Source organism: Anabaena subtropica FACHB-260 (assembly GCF_014697105.1).
GTDB lineage: Bacteria > Cyanobacteriota > Cyanobacteriia > Cyanobacteriales > Nostocaceae > Trichormus > Trichormus subtropicus.
Map to the genome: position 1 here is coordinate 73,221 of NZ_JACJRF010000016.1, position 19,548 is coordinate 92,768.

Genomic DNA, 19,548 nt, shown 5'->3' on the forward strand with positions numbered 1-19,548 from the left:
GATTATGAATGAATACCTTTTAGGCAGGCAAGATGCCTGCCCTATAAGAGAATTAAGCCAATGCAGAGTTTAAATCGCTCTGTGCTTGTTCCAAAGCTGCTGGTAACTTGCTTGCATCGCGTCCGCCGGCTTGGGCTAAGTTTGGTCTACCACCGCCGCCACCGCCGCAGATTTTAGCGATCGCCCCAATAAATTTTCCAGCTTGTAACCCCTTCTTATTCACTTCAGGACTGAAGGCTACAACTAAGCTAACTTTGTCGGCTTCGGGAACTGAACCCAATACCACCGCGCCGTTACCGATTTTTTGTAGTAGGCGTTCGGCTGCGGTTTTCAAGGATTCGGGGTCAACACCTGCTAACTCAGCAACTATTATCTTATGGTCGCCTACGGTGTCTGCTGTTTGTAACAAACTGTCAGATTTAGCGATCGCCAATTGTCCTTTGAGGGTTTCTAGTTGCTTCTCTGCGGTTCTCAGTTCATTTTGCAGAGTGGTGATTCTCTCTGGTAGTTCTTCTGGTTTGACTTTAAAGCGATCGCTTAAATCTTTAACTACTTTATCTCGTACATTCAAGTAATCCAATATAGCCGGGCCAGAAACAGCTTCAATCCGCCGCACACCTGATGCAACACCAGCTTCAGTAATAATCTTGAATACGCCAATTTCCGCAGTATTACTTACATGAGTTCCACCGCATAGTTCCATTGATACGCCAGGAAAATCTATCACCCTGACTTCATCACCGTATTTTTCCCCAAACATAGCCACCGCACCTCTAGCTTTCGCTTCAGCTAAGGGTAATACTTCAATTTTGGCTGAGTGGGCTTCAGCAATCCAAGTGTTAATTTGTTCTTCAACTTGTTGTACTTCCTCTGGTGTCAAACCACGGGGAGAGTTGAAGTCAAAGCGCAATCTGTCAAAGGATACCAGAGAACCAGCTTGCGATATGCCATCATCAACAATCTTCCTCAACGCTGCTTGCAATAGGTGCGTTGCAGTATGGTTAGCTTGGGCGCGACGACGACAAGCACGATCAATTTGGGCAGTGACGCTATCACCGACACGCAGAGTTCCGCGTTCGATGCGTCCGAAATGTACGAAGAAATCAGATTCTTTTTTGACATCTTCAACCCGAAACACAACCCCGTCACCGGAAATATAACCGCGATCGCCTATTTGTCCACCAGATTCTGCATAAAATGGCGTTTTGTCAAGAACAATCTGTACATCCGTTCCGGCTTCTGCTTCTTCTTGTGCAACACCATCTATTAACAATACTTCCACTTTCGCCGTCGCCGCAGCTTGGGTATAACCGATAAACTCGGTAGCGTGGATGTGTTCTGCCAGTTTGTCGAGGGAACCTTGCACAGTTAAATCAATGGTTTCGTGGGCTGCTTTAGCCCGTTCCACTTGTTTTTGCATTTCTGCGTTAAATCCGGCTTCATCAACGGTGAGGTGATGTTCCTCCGCAATTTCTTGGGTGAGTTCGAGAGGAAAACCGTATGTATCGTATAGCGTGAAAGCACTGTCACCACTAATAATACTGTGTCCTTGCTTTTTCACCTGTTGGATAATTTCCTCTAGGAGTTTTTCACCTCTATCCAAGGTTTTAAGGAAATTCGCTTCTTCCCTCGCTAGTTCAGCTTTGATTGCTGCTTCCCGTCTGCGGACATTGGGGTATGCTGATTCGGAAAGAGCGATCGCACTTTCGGCAACCTGGGTGATAAACTCCCCAGTAATCCCAATCAATCGTCCATGACGCACCACCCGGCGAATTAATCGCCGCAGCACATAACCCCGTCCCACATTGGAGGCGCGGATTTCATCAGCAATCATGTGGACAACAGAACGGACGTGATCACCAATAACTTTCAGGGAAACTTTGGTATTTTCGTCGCTGCTGTGGTAGTCAATCTCAGCGATTTTGGCTGCTGTGGCAATAATCGGGAAAATTAAGTCTGTTTCATAATTATTCGGTACTTTTTGCAGGATTTGGGTAATTCTCTCTAACCCCATCCCAGTGTCGATATTTTTGTTTTGTAGTGGTGTTAAATTACCAGACGCATCCCGGTTATATTGCATGAACACCAAGTTATAGAACTCGATAAACCGGGTATCGTCTTCTAGATCAATATTGTCATCACCTAATTCTGGGTGGAAGTCGTAATAAATTTCTGAACAAGGGCCACAGGGGCCAGTGGGGCCAGATACCCAAAAGTTATCATCTGCACCCATGCGCTTGATTCTGGCTTCCTTTACACCAATTTGATCGCGCCAAATGGCGTAGGCTTCATCATCTTCCTCAAAAACGCTAACTACTAGTTGTTCCTTGGGTAAGCCAAAAACTTCTGTGGAGATTTCCCAACCCCAAGCGATCGCTTGTTCTTTAAAATAATCACCAAAGCTGAAGTTACCCAACATTTCAAAGAATGTTTGATGTCTTTTAGTGCGTCCGACATTCTCGATGTCGTTGGTACGGATGCACTTTTGGGAAGTCGTCGCCCGTTTAAATTCTGGTGTGCGCTGCCCCAGGAATATTGGTTTAAATGGTAGCATCCCCGCGATCGTCAGCAGCACGGTTGGATCTTCTGGCACGAGGGAGGCACTTGGTAGAATCTGGTGTCCCCTTTGAGCATAGAAGTTGAGGAATCGGGTGCGGATTTCGTTACCACTTAGGTGCTGGGGGTTTGAAGACATGGGAGGAAAGTAAAAAGTAGTTTAATTTAACTGTGTATGAGGAATTGGGAAAAGATAAAACCGAACTCGTCTCTATCTTTGAGTACCCAATACAGACAAAGTATGCCTTAAGGAAAGACTACTATGCCAAGAGTTAGCCGCGTTAGGACGTGGGTCTAGTAAGTGTATTTTCATAAGTAGCTTTATATATTTTTGCATTTTGTTTGCTTTTGCTGCCAGCGACCTTGGCAGATTGGCTAGTCTCGGCAGTTGTTCTGTATTTCTATGTATATATTTTTTTCATTACCTATCTTTGGTCAGATGAGAATTGAGCATTTGCTTAGGTAAATTTAATTCAAAGTACATACTGAGGTAAGTAATGGCTCTCAAATTAAAAGTTCCCAATATTGCCTGTGATAGCTGTGCAGAAAAAATTACTGAGTCTATTCATGTGATGGAAGCAGATGCTCTAGTGAATGTGGATGTTCAGGATAAAACAGTCACTGTAGAGTCTAAAGCATCTGAAGAATCAATCAAACAGGTAATTGTAGCTGCTGGTTATACGATAGAAGGTTATCAATAACTCGGATATTTTCAATGGATCTATACAGTTGATACAAATATATTTAAGCAATATTTGTTCTCATCATTGGATCTATTAATTGAAACCGTTAACAATTGTTGAATGTAGCTTTTATTGAAAGTTTCCACTAATGTTTTTAGTTATCTTACTCAATCAGATTAGTGAAAAAGGCTATGTTCAACAAAAAATAGTACTCTTAACAAGAATTCTTGGTTAAGTTTTATCGATTCATTATTTTGTTTCAGAATATATACTTATATTGCCAAGTAGTCTATATTTAAGTAAATATCTCAGTGAAGACAGTAAATTAAGTATATTTACATAGGAAATTGAAGTTTTTAACATAATTAATCTTCGTATGGAGTAGTTATCTATACTTATTTTTTTTAATATATAAAATATTTATAATCATTGGCTAGTAAAATATAAATAAACTTTTTAGCTATAAAAAAGAAAAGAAAAAGCATAATGTAATTACTTGTTTTATACTTTGAATACCTTAAAAATACAGTGCTTTTGTGGGAATTATATAAAATTTTCCGTATTTTTACTGTTTGAAAAATAAAATGTAAAAAGTAAAAAATAATGAGCTTATTCTAACTTTATATAATTTTCATCTATCCCTGGTAATGTATTAAGAGGATATTAAAATTCCTAAGTATCTTTATATTTAGAGTTAAGAATATATCAGTATTTATAAAAGTCTCTTGTTTCCAGAGATAATATATTCATGAATCGGCGAAATATCAGTAATTCTTAGCTAGAAAGAAGGCGAAAAATATAGCCATGACAATGACCATTCTGGTCTTTGGAAGTTATGACTTTCTTAGAAAACTTCCCGATCAGATCCATAAAAGAACTACTGATAATTTGGTAGTACTTACGGATTTTCATCAGGCAGTATCGCAAATTCAAATTGCGTCGCCCGATGTCATATTTGTGCAGGCAAGTCTCAAGGGTGGTATAGAACTGTGTGGTTGGTTGAAAGAACAAACCCAGCTATCTTGTATACACTGTATTCTGGTGGAAGATCGTCCCCAACAACTAGCACAGAGAAGTCAAAACGGCTGTGAATGGGAGTTCGAGATGACTGCCACGGCACTTCACCAAGGTGCAGATGCTTATATTTGGCAGTTACCGACAGAAGAAATGGCTACCCATCGTCTGATATTAGGTCAATTAACGGTGGGTTTGCGTAAAGCCCAAAAGTATCGTGATTTGATCGAAAAAAACCATATCTTATCAGCGATCGCTTTAGCTGACTCATTGACAGACTTAAACAATCGCCGGGCGTTGGAATGGGATTTACCCAGACAAATTACCAAAGCCCGCAATCAAAACATCCCCTTAAGTTTGGTGATTCTTGATGTGGATTATTTCAAGAAAGTCAATGATCAATATGGGCATTTAGTAGGCGATCGCCTGTTGCAGTTACTATGTACACGTCTGCGTCATAATTTGCGCTCTCAAGATACCGCATTCCGTTACGGTGGCGAAGAATTCGTTGTTCTTCTACCCCATACCACTGCTGAAGAAGCACTGATAGTAGCGGATCGCCTCAATCGGATAGTGGGTGAGCAACCCTTTAGTATCAATAGTAAACTAATTATTAGTGTAACTATTAGCTTGGGTGTGGCTTGTCTGGAAGCAGATGATGACGAAAAAGGAATCGGCTTGTTACATCGTGCCGATCAATGCTTACTAGCAGCTAAAGCATCAGGACGCAACCGAGTTATCTGTTCACATCAGTTATCCCAACTCTCTTCTCTGGAAGCTGTTTCTTGAACTGGGGACTGGGAATTATTGCGAGACAGCCACTTGAGCATCTGCGATCGCTTTTTGGCAATCTGCGATCGCTGCCTTTTGGCCTATGGCTTGGACTAACGCTTCGTAACTCAACCAATTGTCTTGTAGTAAAGTTTTTGCCTGGAGGACATGAAATCGTTGTTTTTGCTGACAAACTGACTCAGAAAAACCCAAAACTTTAAAGATAGTTGCTAATTTACTTTTATCGTCAGTCCCACCTTCGGCACGCTCAAACACTAAAGTTTCGGCAGCGATTCCTGCCATGCAAATAGTACAGTAGCGTTCCAAAGCCTGAGTACTGATTTTGCCCTGTTCTAATTGAGAGACTAATTCACCATCATCAAAGGCAACACCACCTTGGCCAGACTGTCCTTGCCTCCAAGCTTCCCACGCGCTGAGAGTGTAGCCTGTAACGGGAATACCTAATAGGTAAGCAACCAAAAAGTGTCCAGCTTCGTGGTGAATGATGCGATCGCGGTGTTGTGGTGAAAACCCGGCAATCCAGTCCAAGAGAATAATACCCCCCTTACCTTGCAAGCTGAAACTATCAAAAGTTGCTATGCCCAAAATTGTGAAAGTAGCGATCGCTGGGATTGCAGGTGATAAGTTAATTAACGGCCCCAACAAAGCCGATAAGGTCATGATAAAAACAGATATTGCAGTTAAATTTAAGGCAGTTTGACTCATATTAATTCGTGATTAGGCACTTGTAAATTTCTTATGTTTTAAAATATATTTTCATTCCTTAGGATAGCTTGATTTTTCTTAATTATATTAACCAATTCTCCATAAGCTAAATAAGAGAGACTGGAAATTAGGGAAATAACTATTGACTGTGGACTATTGACTATTGACCAAATAATGAACGCACAGGAAAAACCGCACAATCATCATCTCCACGATTGGTCATGGCCGTTCTGGCCTGCTTTACCGCTTTATCCCTACGGTAGAAGGCGCACACTTTGCCGGGAAATAGTGAAAGACACTATCTGGACATTCGATCAAGTCCAAGGCATTCTCTACACCATAGTGCCAATTAGGATGTCAGTGATCAAGCTGAATGCAGGTGGTTTGCTCATCTATGCACCAGTCGCCCCAACAAAAGAATGTGTCCGACTAGTAAATGAGTTAGTCGTCAAGCACGGTGAGGTTAAGTATATAATTCTCCCTACTAGTTCTGGACTTGAGCATAAAATTTTCGTCGGCCCCTTTGCGAGAAAGTTTCCCCAAGCACAGGTATTTGTAGCCCCCCATCAGTGGAGTTTTCCCTTTAACTTGCCGCTTAGTTGGTTGGGTTTTCCTCAAAAACGAACTCAAGTACTACCAGAAGATTCACGCCAAACTCCTTTTGCTGATGAGTTTGATTATGCAGTGTTAGACATTAATTTGGGACGAGGTTCTTTTGTCGAGGTGGCATTTTTTCATAGGCGATCGCATACTCTACTTGTTACCGATTCTGTGATGTCTGTACCAGAAGAACCACCTGAGATTTTGCAATTAGAACCTTACCCTTTGCTATTTCACGCCAGGGATAATGCACTCCAAGCACTGGAAGATAAACCAGCTAATCGTCGCCAAGGATGGCAGCGTATTTCCCTATTTGCTATGTACTTTCGTCCTAGCGCCTTGGAATTATCTGGGTTAGGGGAGATGTGGCACGATGTACTCAAAGCACCAGATCATTCCCCAAAAGCATACTTTGGTTTTTATCCGTTTCGCTGGCGAGAACATTGGCAACAGTCATTTGCTGCTTTATCCGCCAATGGACGACCATTTGTTGCCCCAATCTTACAAATTCTCATTCTGCCCCAAGCCCCAAAACAAGTCCTCAACTGGGTTGACACAGTAGCAAAGTGGAATTTTCAACAGATTATTTCCTGTCACTTTGATTCACCATTTGCAGCCAGTCCAGCACAATTTCGCCAAGCATTCACTTTCCTAGAAAATAACTGTGTTGACATTAGCAATCAAGCGTTGTTGGCAGAAGATTTAAGATTCATTAAAGAACTGGAGGCAAATTTATTGCAGCGAGGTATTGCCACACCACCAAGAGAGAAGATGTAATTTAGTCAGTTGTCAGTTGCTAATAGTTTTCTTCTCCCCCTGCCATCAAAAGAGCCAGAATCACTGGGTGCATGAACTTTCGACTTTTATAGTAATATGTTTGTACTGGTAAATATCAGTGTCAATAAATCGATAGTGAAAACACTGGAGACGAAAATGGCAAGTTTAACGGATCAAGCTGATGTCAAGGCTAGTGAAGGAAAAGGAAGTTGCCTGTGTGGAGCAATTCATATCTCTGTTAAAAAAATGAGTACAAACATGGGAGTATGCCATTGCCAAATGTGTAGAAAGTGGACAGGTGGCCCGTTATTTGCAGTGGATTGTGGGAGTAATATTTCCTTTGAAGGTAAAGAAAATATCACCGTATTTAGTTCCTCTGAGTGGGCTGAACGTGGATTTTGCAACCGATGTGGAAGTCATTTATTTTATAGATTGAAACAGAACAACCAGTACATAATGCCTGTTGGGCTATTTGATAACCCTAAAGATTTTGTTTTTGATCATCAGATATTTATTGATGAACAACCTTCGTATTACTGCCTTTCCAATCAAACAAATAATATGACTGGAGCAGAAGTTTTTGCTCAGTTCACTTCCGCAACACTATAAGCACTCATTTTTCTTCTACTATTTATTGTTTTATGTTTTAAAACCCAGACTTTTTAACTTAGTCTGGGTTGTTGTATTTTATTCAGAATTTATGATATCAAAACCTGCGTTTTCTACGCTCGTTTATACAGTGAGCAATCGATTTAAATCTTCTTTAGCTGAATTAATTAAACCCTCAATAGTATTAATCAATTCATGCTCTAAGTAAGGTTTGGAAAAATAAGCTTTTGCACCTAGTTCTTGAGCAAGTTGGCGATGTTTTTCCGCACTACGAGAGGTGAGAATTATTATAGGAATTTTGATGTAATTGGGGTTTTGCTGAATATGACTTAAAAATTCAAACCCATTCATCCGGGGCATTTCTAAATCGGAAACAACAAGCTGAATCTCTGGATGTCGTTGTAACTGTTCTAGAGCTTCAGCCCCATTTTGTGCTTGGATTACTTGATAACCAGATTTTTGCAGAGTCAATGATAGAGTTTGCCGCAGACTAATAGCATCATCTACCACTAACACGACCTTTGCTAATTTCTGATGTGTCTCTGATGTATTGGTAGAATTAGCAGCAGATAATAAAGGTCGTGATGGGATAGTAGATGCAGATATTGGTAAGACTTGTTGATTTGCGGAATCAGCTGTTGGTAATGCGGCAATATCCAGCGTTGCTTGCATCTCAACCGACTCTAACAGTAAAGCACCATCAATGACTAACATGAGGTTGCCATTGGCTAAACTACTACAACCATACACATATTTGGGAGGAGCGATCGCATTTCCTAAAGGTCTAATTACTAGTTCTTGCTCACCAATAATTTGGTCAACTTGTAAAGCAAAAATACCTTGATTTCGTCTCAGCATTAATACAGGATGATTCATCACTTCTGTATGATGATCAGGGAGTAAATTGTTAATGTTAATATTATTAAATAAGCTGCCATTGTAATACATCAACTCAGAAAGTTGATGCAGACTAACCATAGTATCCTCATTACCAGTATCCCAATGTAAGACTCGTTTACCTTCAAATTCTTTGATTTGTTGAGTCGTGGGAATTACTATTTTTTCGATGTTATCCAATAACAAAGCATAAATAACACCTCCAGCTTGCACTAACATTAGTTGATCAGTAGTCATAGAAAAGGGGATTTTAAGTATAAATTTCGTGCCTTGGCGAGGCAAAGTCTGCACTGAAATTGAGCCGTTGAGTGCTTGCAGTTGAGAACGGACAATGTCTAAACCCATGCCACGTCCAGAAAGCTCACTAACTTTTTCAGCAGTGGTGAATCCTGGTGCAAACATGAATTCTAAGAGTTCAGAATCATTGATTTGAGATAAATGAACTTTAGATTCATTGTTAGCAGGAATAAAGTTCAGTTCCAGCGCTTTTTTCCGAATACTATCTAACTGTAAGCCTTGTCCATCATCTCTGACTTCGATGATAGTTTGGCTCCCTTGATGATAAGCGCAGATTTCAATCACACCTTGTTCTGGCTTACCAAGTTCCCGCCGAGTTTGCGGAGGCTCAATACCGTGGTCAAAAGCATTACGTACTAAGTGTAATAGGGGATCGTAAAGCTTTTCGGCGATCGCTTTATCTATTAGAACATTTGTACCACTAAATTTTAACTCTACCCTTTTGTGGTAAACACTGTTGAGATTTTTTACCATGTTGGGGAAGCGACTCAAAATATTTTCTAAGGGTAACATTCTAGCTTCCACTAAGTTATCTATCAAACTGAAAGCTAAACTTTGTTTTTTATTACTAATTTGAGTAGCTTGCTTGAGTAGAAAATCAATAGATTCTGTTGCTTCTTGTAATTGCGATGTCTCTTCTATAGCTTCGTGTAATTTCAGATGAAATTCCGTGTAAGCATCCATCTCTAATGGATCAAAATTCACTGAAGCAAAGCTTTGTGTATGTTGTGTTGCCAAACTTTGCTTTTGTAATGGTAAATCACGGAGCTGATTTAATGTTTCTTGATGTTTATTAAGTCGTTGTAATAGCTGCTCGATAATATCTTGAACTTGCTCATCATTTAAAGTGCGTCGTTTTTGATGGATTAGCAACTCGCTTGCTAAGTAATTAATACGTTGTAATCCTTCGACATCTACACGTACAGATGAGGATTTCTGATTTTTCTTGCCTTGATAATTTGTAACTTTATCGATTATTTGTTCATTAACAACATCAAGGGCTGTTTCTGTAATATCTGTAGTTACTTGCTCACTAATAGCTAAAGATGTTGACGATTCGGAAACATTATCGACTTCCACTGGCGACTCAATCTGAGTATTATCTTCATTAGCTTCTCCTCCCCAGATAGCTTCTAACAAGCCATCATTTACGTTAACGGTAGAAGTTGATATATCTTTAAAAACGAGCAGTTTTTGTAATTTGGGGCTATCTGTCCAATTTTTTTCTTGGGCTGTGACAGGAGGATGTTGCTTATATTCTTGAGCTAACAAACTGATTTTAGTTTGTAGGGATTGGATAATGAGGAGATTGCCAGCAGCTTTTGTAACTGCATATTGAAACTTTACAACTGCTAAGAGAATAATTAAGATAATACCTTGGCGATAAAGGCAAAGGCTTTTACTATCTTCTTGAGCGCGGACAAATTCTAAAAAGTTATTTAGCCAAGTTTCAATATATTCAACTGAATTTTCAAATTCATAATTTATAATAAGTAAATCCCAATTCAGTGCTGATTCTGGTATTTGTATTTCGTGGTTAAACCAGCCAAAAATATAATGAATTACCTTTAAATACAATTGGGCAGTTGTGGGTTTAATACACTCGGTTTTATTATTTCCCGATGTAGTTAAAAATTGATAAAATTCTGCTTGATTAGCTAAAAATTGCGAGTTAATGACTTCATATGGCTGATCTATAGCTACTAATGTTAGTTGCTTTAAAGCAGCAGAAGGCTCACCGCCATGAGTGCGATCGCCTGCTAATATATTTTTTTGTGCTTGCTGTAAATCAGCAAGGATAATCTCACTAATTTGGCGTACCTGGTTAGGATTGGCTTGTAAGGCCGCTAAACTTATTTGAGCTATTTCTCCAAAACCAGGTAAATTTAAAGATTCTGCCAAACCGATAAATACTTCAGCTTGGGAGCTTAAAAAATCTATTAATTCTGTATTATCTTCTATACTATTAATAGCTTCAGCAATACTTTCTAAACGTTGCTGTACTCCTACTTCAAAGATAGATTGAACAATATCAAATCCTAACTCTTCAGATGTAGGAATATGATTATCATCACCAAAAGCATCACCTAATTTAGCTTGTAATTTAGCAAATATTGTCGTAGCTCTTTGTAAAACTTCTTCTTCATTAATAATATTTCCTGTTAATTCGGCATTTAATGCCAAATGAAGACATTCATAACCTTCTAATAATAATGTTTGTAACTCATTATCTATAACTACATCAGGACTATACAAAGCCTTAAATACATCTTCTAGGGAGTGGGCTATCATTCGAATTGTTTTTAGCCCAACAGTGGCAGCACCGCCTTTAATTGTATGAGTAGCCCGCATTAAGTTATGCACTTTTGCGGTGCTATGGTTTTCGTCTAAACTAAATAATTCCTGCTCAATAGTTTGGATTAAATCTGGGGCTTCTGCTAAAAAATAAACATAGCCTTGTTCACGAATTTCGGTATCAGTAATCATAAGTTAGAGATTGGGGAGTGGGGAGTTATAAGTGGGGAGTGGAGAATAGGGAAATTATTTTTTATTCTTTCTTTTCTACTCCCTACTCCCTATTGATTAATTCACTTTGAACTTACTGGCAGTTGTTAATAAATCTTGTGCCATACCTGATAAATCTTGGAATACAGTGGCAATATCTTGTGATTCCGCAAAGGTTTTGTTGGCGATTTCTGCCACATCTTTCATGGAATTTGTCACTAATACAGATTGCCCCATTTGTTTTTGTGTGGCATCGGTAATTCTTTGAATTAGGTGGCTAATTTCGGCAGTTGCAGAAACGATCGCATTTAAGTTTTGTCTTGTTTCACTGACAAAATTTGTCCCTTCTACTACTTGCTGAATACCTGTTTCCATTGCCATTGCAACCTCTCCAGTTTCTTCCTGAATCTCTTGGACTAATTTTTCAATTTCGATGGTGGCGGCGGCTGACTGGCGAGACAAAGAACGGACTTCATCGGCTACAACTGCGAAACCTTTACCATATTCACCTGCACGAGTGGCTTCAATAGCTGCGTTCAAGGCTAGGACGTTTGTTTGAGTAGCGAAGCTACTAATCAAGTTCACCACTTTGGAGATTTTTTGCGAAGATTCACTCAAGCGTTTAATCTTTTTGCTGGTTTGAGCAACGGTTTCTCGAATGGCTTGGATGGCTTGCACAGTTAAGTTCATCGCTGCATCACCAGATTCGACGGTTTGGTTTGCTTGTTTTACCGCCACTTGCACTAACTCAGCACTAGTTACCACAGCTTGGGTAGAGTCTAACATCCGTTGAATTTCACCTAAAGCCGTAGTAATTTCTTGAGATTGTTGTTTGGCTAAATTATTTAGTCCTGCAAGTGAAGCATTACTATCAATGGAGGTTTGAGCAACTTGCTGGGAGGCTGTTTGGACTTGTAGTACAATTTGCCGCAAGGCTTGCAAGGTGTTGTTGTAAGCATCAGCGATTGTGCCTAGTTCGTCTTCGGTAATAGGTGCGCGGGCTGTCAAATCACCGTTTAAAGCAGGTCGCACAGCCATCAGCAATTGAATAGAACGCTGTTGGAGTAACTCCTTGGCTGCTTTTTCCCGTTCTGCGGCTTCGGCTAGCTGTGCTGATTGTGTTTGTAGTTGTTGTAGATATTCAGTCTGTTGTAATGCTAATCCCAATTGGTCGCCAATCCTGGCTAACAAAGTGACTTGGGATTCTTCCCATTCGCGGGGACTAGAATTTTGATAAGCTGCTAGCAATCCCCATAATTGTTCACCAAAGAAGATAGGCACAATTACATAAGCTTTGATTTCAAATTGTTCTAAAATTTCTACATGGCAAGGAGAATGACCTACTTTGTAGATATCATTAACAATAAAGTTTTCACCTTTGGCATATCGACCACCTTGAGTTTCTTGGAGGTGGGTATCTTCCCAAACAGTTTTGATATCCGGCCCTACAAGTTTGACCCAACTACTACCCACTGATTCAGCGATAAATTCACCACTCCAATCAGGATTAAAGCGATAAATAGCTATGCGATCGCTCCTTAATAATTGCCTAACTTCTTGGGTGGTAATTTTGAAAATCTCATCTAAATCTAAAACTTGGCGGATACGGTTAACTATCTTAGTAAAGGCTTTTTCTTGTTCTGCTATCTGAGTAATTTTCTCAGATTTGGTTCGCACCTGTTCTAGATAGTCTAATTGGGATTTAGCTAGGCTAAATTGTGAGGCAATCTGAGTTAGAAAGTTGACTTCCCAAGGTTGCCATTCACGAGAACTGGAGTTTTGATATGCTGCTAATAAGCCCCATAATTGTTCGCCAAAAAAGATAGGCACAATAATATAAGCTCTAGCTTCAAATTGTTCTAATATTTCTATATGACATGGTGCTAAACCTATTGTATGGATATCATTGACAACAAAATTTTCTCCTCGGGCATAACGACCACCTTTTGTATCTTGCAAATAGGTGTCGTCTAGAACTGTTTTTATATCTGGCCCTACCAATTTTGTCCAACCATTACCAACTGATTCGGCGACAAACTCGCCACCCCAATCAGGACTAAAACGATAAACAGCGACGCGATCGCATCGTAATGATTGACGTACTTCTTGAGTCGTAGTTCTAAATATGCTGTCTACATCTGTGGCTTGGCGGATGCGGTTAACTATTCTAGTAAAAGTTTTTTCTTGTTCAGCAATTTGCATCAATTGCTCAGATTGCAAGCGCATTTGTTCTAAATATTCTGCATGAGCAATAGCTACACCAAATTGCAAGCCAACCTGTCCCAAAAAGCTAACTTCCCACTCTTGCCAATTACGTGTACCAGAGTTTTGATAAGCTGCTAATAAACCCCACAACTTTTCTCCGGAAAATACAGGAACTATCATGTAAGATTTAACTTCAAACTGTTCTAGAATCTCCACATGACAAGGAAAATGACCTGCTTTATAGATATCGTTGACGACAAAACTTTCTCCTTGTGCGTAACGTCCTCCCTTGGTTTCTTGTAAGTGGGTATCTTCCCAAACCATTTTGTAATCAGGCGTAACTATTTTTACCCAACCACTACCCACTGATTCCGCTATAAATTGACCACTCCAGTCAGAATTAAAGCGATAAAGACCTACGCGATCGCACTTTAATAATTGGCGAATCTCTTGAGTAGTAGTTTGAAAAATTTTATCGATATTTGTTACTCGTAAAATTTTATCAATAACTTTAGATACCGATTGTTTAGCTTGATTTTGTAGTTGTAATTGATGTTGGAATTCAAAACTCTGTAATCTATAGGTTAATTCCGTGCTAACTTGGGTTAGTAAAGTGATTTCCGTTTCTTGCCACTGTCTAGGGCTAACACAGCTATTAACTCCTAACAAACCCCAAACTTTACCTCCTACTACTATTGGCAAAGTCAAACTAGCTTTAATTTGAAATTTTTCTAATAGTTGTTTTTGGTAAGGAGTTAGTTGAATCTGCACAATATCGTCAATGACTATCGGCTCTACATAATCTTGATTAGTCTGTAAGCCAAAGGTAATTCCTGGAAGAATTTCACCAAGTGTGGGTGTCCAACCAAAGCTTCTTGATTCTGCGACAATAGTGCCAGATTCAGGAGAATTAAACTGATAAATTAATACGCGATCGCTAGATATTTTTTCTCTAACTTTAGCCGCCGTAACTTTTAAGACTGTATCCCAATCTGATACTTGACGCATCTGAGTTGTGATATCTTGCAACTGCTGTCGCCAAATTTTAACTTCTTGAGCGATCGTGTTATTTCTAGAGACTTCACTCTGGAAGTTATCTACTAAATTATTACTTTCTTTTGGGCTTTCTAACTGAGCAATTGTAGTAGGTAAATGCTCATTCTCATTACTATTATGATATGCAATTGTCATTTAATGAACCTCATGTTTTATTTTAATTTTTCAAAACCTGCTAATAACCTATAAAGTTATATTTAGATACATCCTTATTAGCAAATTTCATCATCTGACAGAACTTCTAACTTTGGATCAAGTGACTTACAATCCAAAATTATGGATCTATGATTAATTATGGGTAGTCCAGGTGGGATAGTGAATAATAGCACTCGCATCCAAATTGAACATCATTCTTTCATCCTCATTAAGAAAATATCCTTGAAGAAAAGGAGAAATCGATGATGAAAATAATTCAGCAGATGGCGCTTTCATTTGATTATTATCTAGAAACTCAATGTCCATCATTTGCCTGACTATAATTCCTAAATACTTACCATCATCTTCCAGCACAATCGCCATTGTTTTTGCTAGAAAATTTGCTGTTTGTGGTAGTGGTGGATAACCCAACATCTCTTCTAAATCTACTAACCACAGCATTTCACCACGCCAGTTATATACACCTAAAACACAACTTGGCATTTGCGGAACGCCACATATTTCCACCAAAGACACCTGCATAACTTCTGTAATATGCTGTAAAGCAATTACTGCTGTATCTCTGATTCCCAAATTAAAGCTTAAAAATTTCTGCTGACTTTCCAAATTTTCACCCTTTAATTTATTTAGTATTGATTTAATCTTTATAAATTTTACCTAGAGAGTTTTTTAAGAGTTAAAGTTAACTCTTCCTGATTTATTGGCTTAGAAATATAAGCCTCTGCACCTAGCATATTTCCCCAAGTTTTATCTACATCACTATTTTTTGTAGAGCAGAAAACTACAGGAATATTGCTCGTGTTAGGATTATTTTTCAGTTCTCGACAAATTTCAAATCCACTTTTACCTGGTAAAATCACATCGAGAAATATTAAATCTGGCTTAGTTTTGTCTAGTTTTGCTTGAGCTTCTTCACTGCTTGTAGCACTGATGACAGAATAGCCAGCTTGTTGGAGGTAACGGCTTAAAATTTCGCGGTCGGTTAAGCCATCTTCAATAACTAAAACAGTATTCATGGTAATTCCCTGTAAAATCAAAATCTGTTGTTTTTAGCTAATCCACCAGAGATCAAGTATGTATTTAAGCCTGATAATTACAGGCTTGCTTTTTGTTATAATTTTGATATCTTGCTGTTCAATTTGGCTCAGAAAAAATACGTATCCTTGAGATTTTATTGGCTGAAAATTGCTGATTTATGGAAAATAATTATGCACCAGATTTAACAATAATTAATTCTGGGAAATAAATGACTCTAACTAATCAAATTTTTGATTGGGTCATCAATAGGGAAACTTGTCAATGACACACTTCTAAACGTGAACTAGTTTTGACTGTAGATGAGGCTTGCATAGGTAAATATTTACGGACTATACTCATCACCCTATCTGCTGTTACGGGTTTTGTGAGAAAGTCTGTAGAGCCAACTACCTTAGCACGGACTCGATCCAAAAGACCATCATTGCCTGTTACGATAACTACTGGTGTGTTAGCAAAAGTAGAAATTCGTCGCAACTGTGTACAGATTTCATAACCACTAGCGACTGGCATGATTAAATCTAAAAATATCAAGTCTGGTTTCTCTTGAATAAGAATTGGTAGAGCCTGTACCGCGTCTTGAATCTTGATAAATTTCATCCCATTAGCGGTGATAATATCCTCCAGCATTTTACAAACTTGGGGGCTATCATCTACGCAGGCTATCACAGGAACTTTCGATTTTTTTGCTTGTACAGGGGTAGATGTATTTGGGCTTTCTATAACAGCTAGAGGTAAATCTGGTAATTCTACCAATTCGATGATTCCTTTAAGGACGTAAGGAAGCAACGAACGGGAGACTGGCAAAACATTCTGCTTAATTTTGGCAGCTAAATCTCGCAGTGTAGATTTGCCATTAATCAAATTGACAAAGTTTTTGTAAACTGATGGACTTACCTGTTGCTGGAGTTGCTCTGGTCTACGAATTACTGGTGCTAAGTCAGGAACAAGATTTGCCAAGCCAGCTTCTGACCAATTTTTCCACGAGTCTAGCATCTGTTTCATCGACACATCTGCACTCGTAAAACTCATGGGTGTCTCTAGAATAACTTTTTGGTTGCGATCGCAACTAACAGAGACAAAATTACTTTGCTGGGCTAGGTCAAATAACAGTTCAGTTATTGTATTCTCGACAATAGCCTGAATTTGTTCTCGTTGAATTTTCTGTTTTTTATACAAAATTTCTAAGAGACGATAGTCCCAGTAATTCATTGAGATATCTTGCTTGCGTAGCTGCATTTTATCAACATCAACTTGTGGACAATGTTGAGCCATCAGTCTACGCCAGCGCCGAAAAGGATGAGTTCCTCCTGTTGCCCAAACTATCCTACCCAGGCGATAATAAAAAGTCCATTGATGCCCTTTAGAACTATGAATATTTAATTGGCCATTGTATTGGAGTTGGGTACAAGTTTTAAATTCATTAAGTACGTTATTTGATACCATCAGTTCCGGGTGGGTTGTGCTTGATACTTGTGATTTAAAAATCAGCCTTTTCAAAACTCCAACTAGTAAGCCGCTTATGATTGACGAATGAATTTTGTCAATCATAGGGTCTTGGCATATAGCGTAACTAAAACGTCAGCAAGTTATGACACTTAGAAGTAGCAGAAAGTTATTATTTATTGAGAATAAATTTCAGTGTGATTTTTCTGCATACAGTCTACGTCACTCATCTTGTTTCGCGTTCCACATAAGATACGCTATATTTCTATATTCCAAGATGTAAATCTATCCTTTAGTAACTCACCATTTTAGATACTTTTTATGGAATTTATATCCGTGTAAGTTCTGATTTTTGTCTAAGCAAAAACTGTTTTGCTTCAGCAATTTTGATGATGATAACTTTGTTTCAAAATATAACGAAGTAATTATTTTGTAATAAAAATTAATATTAAAATATATTATCTTTTTTCACATATTTTTCTTAGCTTAATAGATTTGTAGCTTAGGGACTTCCAGATAAAAAATATCCAAACTGTAGGGTGCGTCAGTGCGATAGAACCTAACTATACTCAGAAATTATTCATACTGACGCACTCTACCCAACCATCAATTGCGGATAATTTATTTTTTGGTGTTCCCTTAGTCAATCAAGCTAATATCAAGCATATATTTTCAAGATAGATGTTTGATATTAGCTTAAAAATAGACGTTATTAACTAGACTTCAACTGAGTTTTTGGTTTTTTGATGGCGTGCTGTGGCGATTAACCATTTACCGCCAGAAGGTGCTAAGGTAACACCACGGCGAATGGGTTTGACTTGATAGTTATCAACTAATCCTAAGTCCAGATTTGATAAGACTGTTGCCAAAACCAACTTCATCTCATATAAGGCAAAAGCCATACCTACACAGCGACGGTTACTGCCACCAAATGGTAAATACTCATATAGTGAATATTGCTTTTCTAAAAACCTTTCTGGGTTGAACTTTTCAGGTTGGGGATATAAATCTGGTCGGCGGTGCATTAAATAAATACAACCGATTAGCGAAGTTCCTGGTGCAAATTGATGACCACCAATTTCCAGAGGTGTCTTGACAATACGCGGGATGGTAACCATGCCTATGGGATAGATGCGTAGTGTCTCTTGACAGACAGCAGTTAAATAAGGTAAGCGAGTAACTTCATTTAGGTCACCATTGTCACCAAAATTATCTAACTCAGTCAGAAGTTTTTCACGGACTTGTGGTAATTTGTGAATCCAGTATAAAGCCCATGTCAAAGCTGAGGCGGTGGTTTCATGACCGGCGACTAACAAGGTCATCAATTCATCACGTAACTCGACCTCGGTCATGGATTCACCATTTTCATCCCGCGCCGCCATCATTAATGAGAGGATATCTGTACGAGATAGGTCTGGATGATCTCTGCGGTCTTGAATTTCGGCGTAAAGCAATTGGTCAATTTCTTCTCGTTGACGCAAGAAATTTCCCCAAGGACTCCATCGACCTAAGTCTATTTGCAACGAGGGGAAAAAAGAGAGAGTAGAACGCAAGGAAGAACCAGTTAAATCTAATATGCCACACAAGCGTTTTTGCAATTGTGTATAACGTTCTCCGTCATGCAAACCAAAGACAGCTTGTAAGATTATCCGCAAGGCAATTTCCTGCATAGAGTCACGTACAGAGAAAGGTTCTCCAATCTTCCAATTACTAATGACTTCTTTGGTGATGTTAGTAATGATATCGCCGTAAACCCTCATGCGATCGCCATGAAAGGGTGGCGTTAACAACTTACGCTGGCGTTGGTGAGTTTCCCCAGACAGTAAGAGTAAGGAGTTTTCCCCTAATAAGGGTTGTAAAAGTTGGGCTGAGGCTCTAGCATCTAATTGTTCTAACGGTGTAGTAAAAAGTTGCTGAATTGCTTGAGGATTACTTAAAAACACCATTGGCTGTTTATTTGTTAGCCATAGTGTAAAACAATCTCCGTGAGCTTTGGCAGATGCTTCCATTAGTTGCAATGGGTTATAAATCCACTGCAATAGCTGCATGAACTTTGGCATTTCTGGACTATTTGGAAGTTTCATGACAAATGCTCCTATTAGCAATATCTTCACTAAGCTAGCAGAAGTAGAAATAAACAGAAAATATCTTAATAAAATATACCTGTAGATAATTTAGATAAACGAGTGATCGCCATTAAAATAACTAAGTTAAT

Annotated in this window: 12 protein-coding genes; 4 read left to right on the forward strand and 8 right to left on the reverse strand. The window is 38.9% G+C overall.

What is annotated here, in order from left to right; all coding sequences use genetic code 11:
• Positions 1 to 52: 52 nt before the first annotated feature.
• Positions 53 to 2,695 (reverse strand): alanine--tRNA ligase, encoded by a 2,643-nt coding sequence (gene alaS / locus H6G18_RS11710; protein WP_190407276.1) that lies wholly within the window; start codon positions 2,693 to 2,695, stop codon positions 53 to 55.
• Positions 2,696 to 3,053: 358 nt separating this feature from the next.
• Between alaS and H6G18_RS11715 the strand changes: the two genes are divergently transcribed.
• Positions 3,054 to 3,257, forward strand: coding sequence for a heavy-metal-associated domain-containing protein (locus tag H6G18_RS11715; protein WP_190407277.1), 204 nt, complete (start codon positions 3,054 to 3,056; stop codon positions 3,255 to 3,257).
• 786 nt (positions 3,258 to 4,043) lie between these two features.
• Positions 4,044 to 5,042 carry a GGDEF domain-containing protein gene (locus H6G18_RS11720; RefSeq protein ID WP_190407278.1) on the forward strand — a complete coding sequence of 333 codons (999 nt, stop codon included), beginning with the start codon at positions 4,044 to 4,046 and terminating at the stop codon, positions 5,040 to 5,042.
• Between the two features lie 15 nt (positions 5,043 to 5,057).
• On the opposite strand, the gene H6G18_RS11725 is transcribed toward H6G18_RS11720, so the two are convergent.
• Positions 5,058 to 5,750 (reverse strand): ATP-dependent Zn protease, encoded by a 693-nt coding sequence (locus H6G18_RS11725; RefSeq protein WP_190407279.1) that lies wholly within the window; start codon positions 5,748 to 5,750, stop codon positions 5,058 to 5,060.
• Positions 5,751 to 5,924: 174 nt separating this feature from the next.
• Here H6G18_RS11725 and H6G18_RS11730 point away from each other — a divergent pair, with 174 nt between their 5' ends.
• Both H6G18_RS11730 and H6G18_RS11735 read left to right on the forward strand, forming a co-directional pair.
• The gene (locus tag H6G18_RS11730; protein ID WP_190407280.1) at positions 5,925 to 7,127 is read left to right on the forward strand and encodes a DUF4336 domain-containing protein; all 1,203 of its coding nucleotides are present in this window, start codon (positions 5,925 to 5,927) and stop codon (positions 7,125 to 7,127) included.
• A gap of 156 nt (positions 7,128 to 7,283) precedes the next feature.
• Complete coding sequence (locus H6G18_RS11735; protein ID WP_190407281.1) at positions 7,284 to 7,736, forward strand: GFA family protein; 453 nt, start codon at positions 7,284 to 7,286, stop codon at positions 7,734 to 7,736.
• Between the two features lie 123 nt (positions 7,737 to 7,859).
• On the opposite strand, the gene H6G18_RS11740 is transcribed toward H6G18_RS11735, so the two are convergent.
• From H6G18_RS11740 to H6G18_RS11765, 6 genes are all read right to left on the reverse strand, one after another.
• Positions 7,860 to 11,417: a hybrid sensor histidine kinase/response regulator gene (locus H6G18_RS11740; RefSeq protein ID WP_190407282.1), complete on the reverse strand. Its 3,558-nt coding sequence runs from the start codon at positions 11,415 to 11,417 to the stop codon at positions 7,860 to 7,862.
• A gap of 96 nt (positions 11,418 to 11,513) precedes the next feature.
• Positions 11,514 to 14,831 (reverse strand): GAF domain-containing protein, encoded by a 3,318-nt coding sequence (locus H6G18_RS11745; RefSeq protein WP_190407283.1) that lies wholly within the window; start codon positions 14,829 to 14,831, stop codon positions 11,514 to 11,516.
• A 153-nt stretch (positions 14,832 to 14,984) separates the two neighbouring features.
• Positions 14,985 to 15,458 (reverse strand): chemotaxis protein CheW, encoded by a 474-nt coding sequence (locus tag H6G18_RS11750; RefSeq protein WP_190407284.1) that lies wholly within the window; start codon positions 15,456 to 15,458, stop codon positions 14,985 to 14,987.
• A gap of 47 nt (positions 15,459 to 15,505) precedes the next feature.
• A complete protein-coding gene (locus H6G18_RS11755; RefSeq protein WP_190407285.1) occupies positions 15,506 to 15,868 on the reverse strand; it encodes a response regulator transcription factor in 363 nt (120 codons plus the stop codon).
• Between the two features lie 280 nt (positions 15,869 to 16,148).
• Positions 16,149 to 17,333, reverse strand: a complete 1,185-nt coding sequence (locus tag H6G18_RS11760; RefSeq protein ID WP_190407286.1) for a response regulator — start codon at positions 17,331 to 17,333, stop codon at positions 16,149 to 16,151.
• 716 nt (positions 17,334 to 18,049) lie between these two features.
• Positions 18,050 to 19,417: a cytochrome P450 gene (locus H6G18_RS11765; protein ID WP_190407287.1), complete on the reverse strand. Its 1,368-nt coding sequence runs from the start codon at positions 19,415 to 19,417 to the stop codon at positions 18,050 to 18,052.
• Between the last annotated feature and the right edge of the window lie 131 nt (positions 19,418 to 19,548).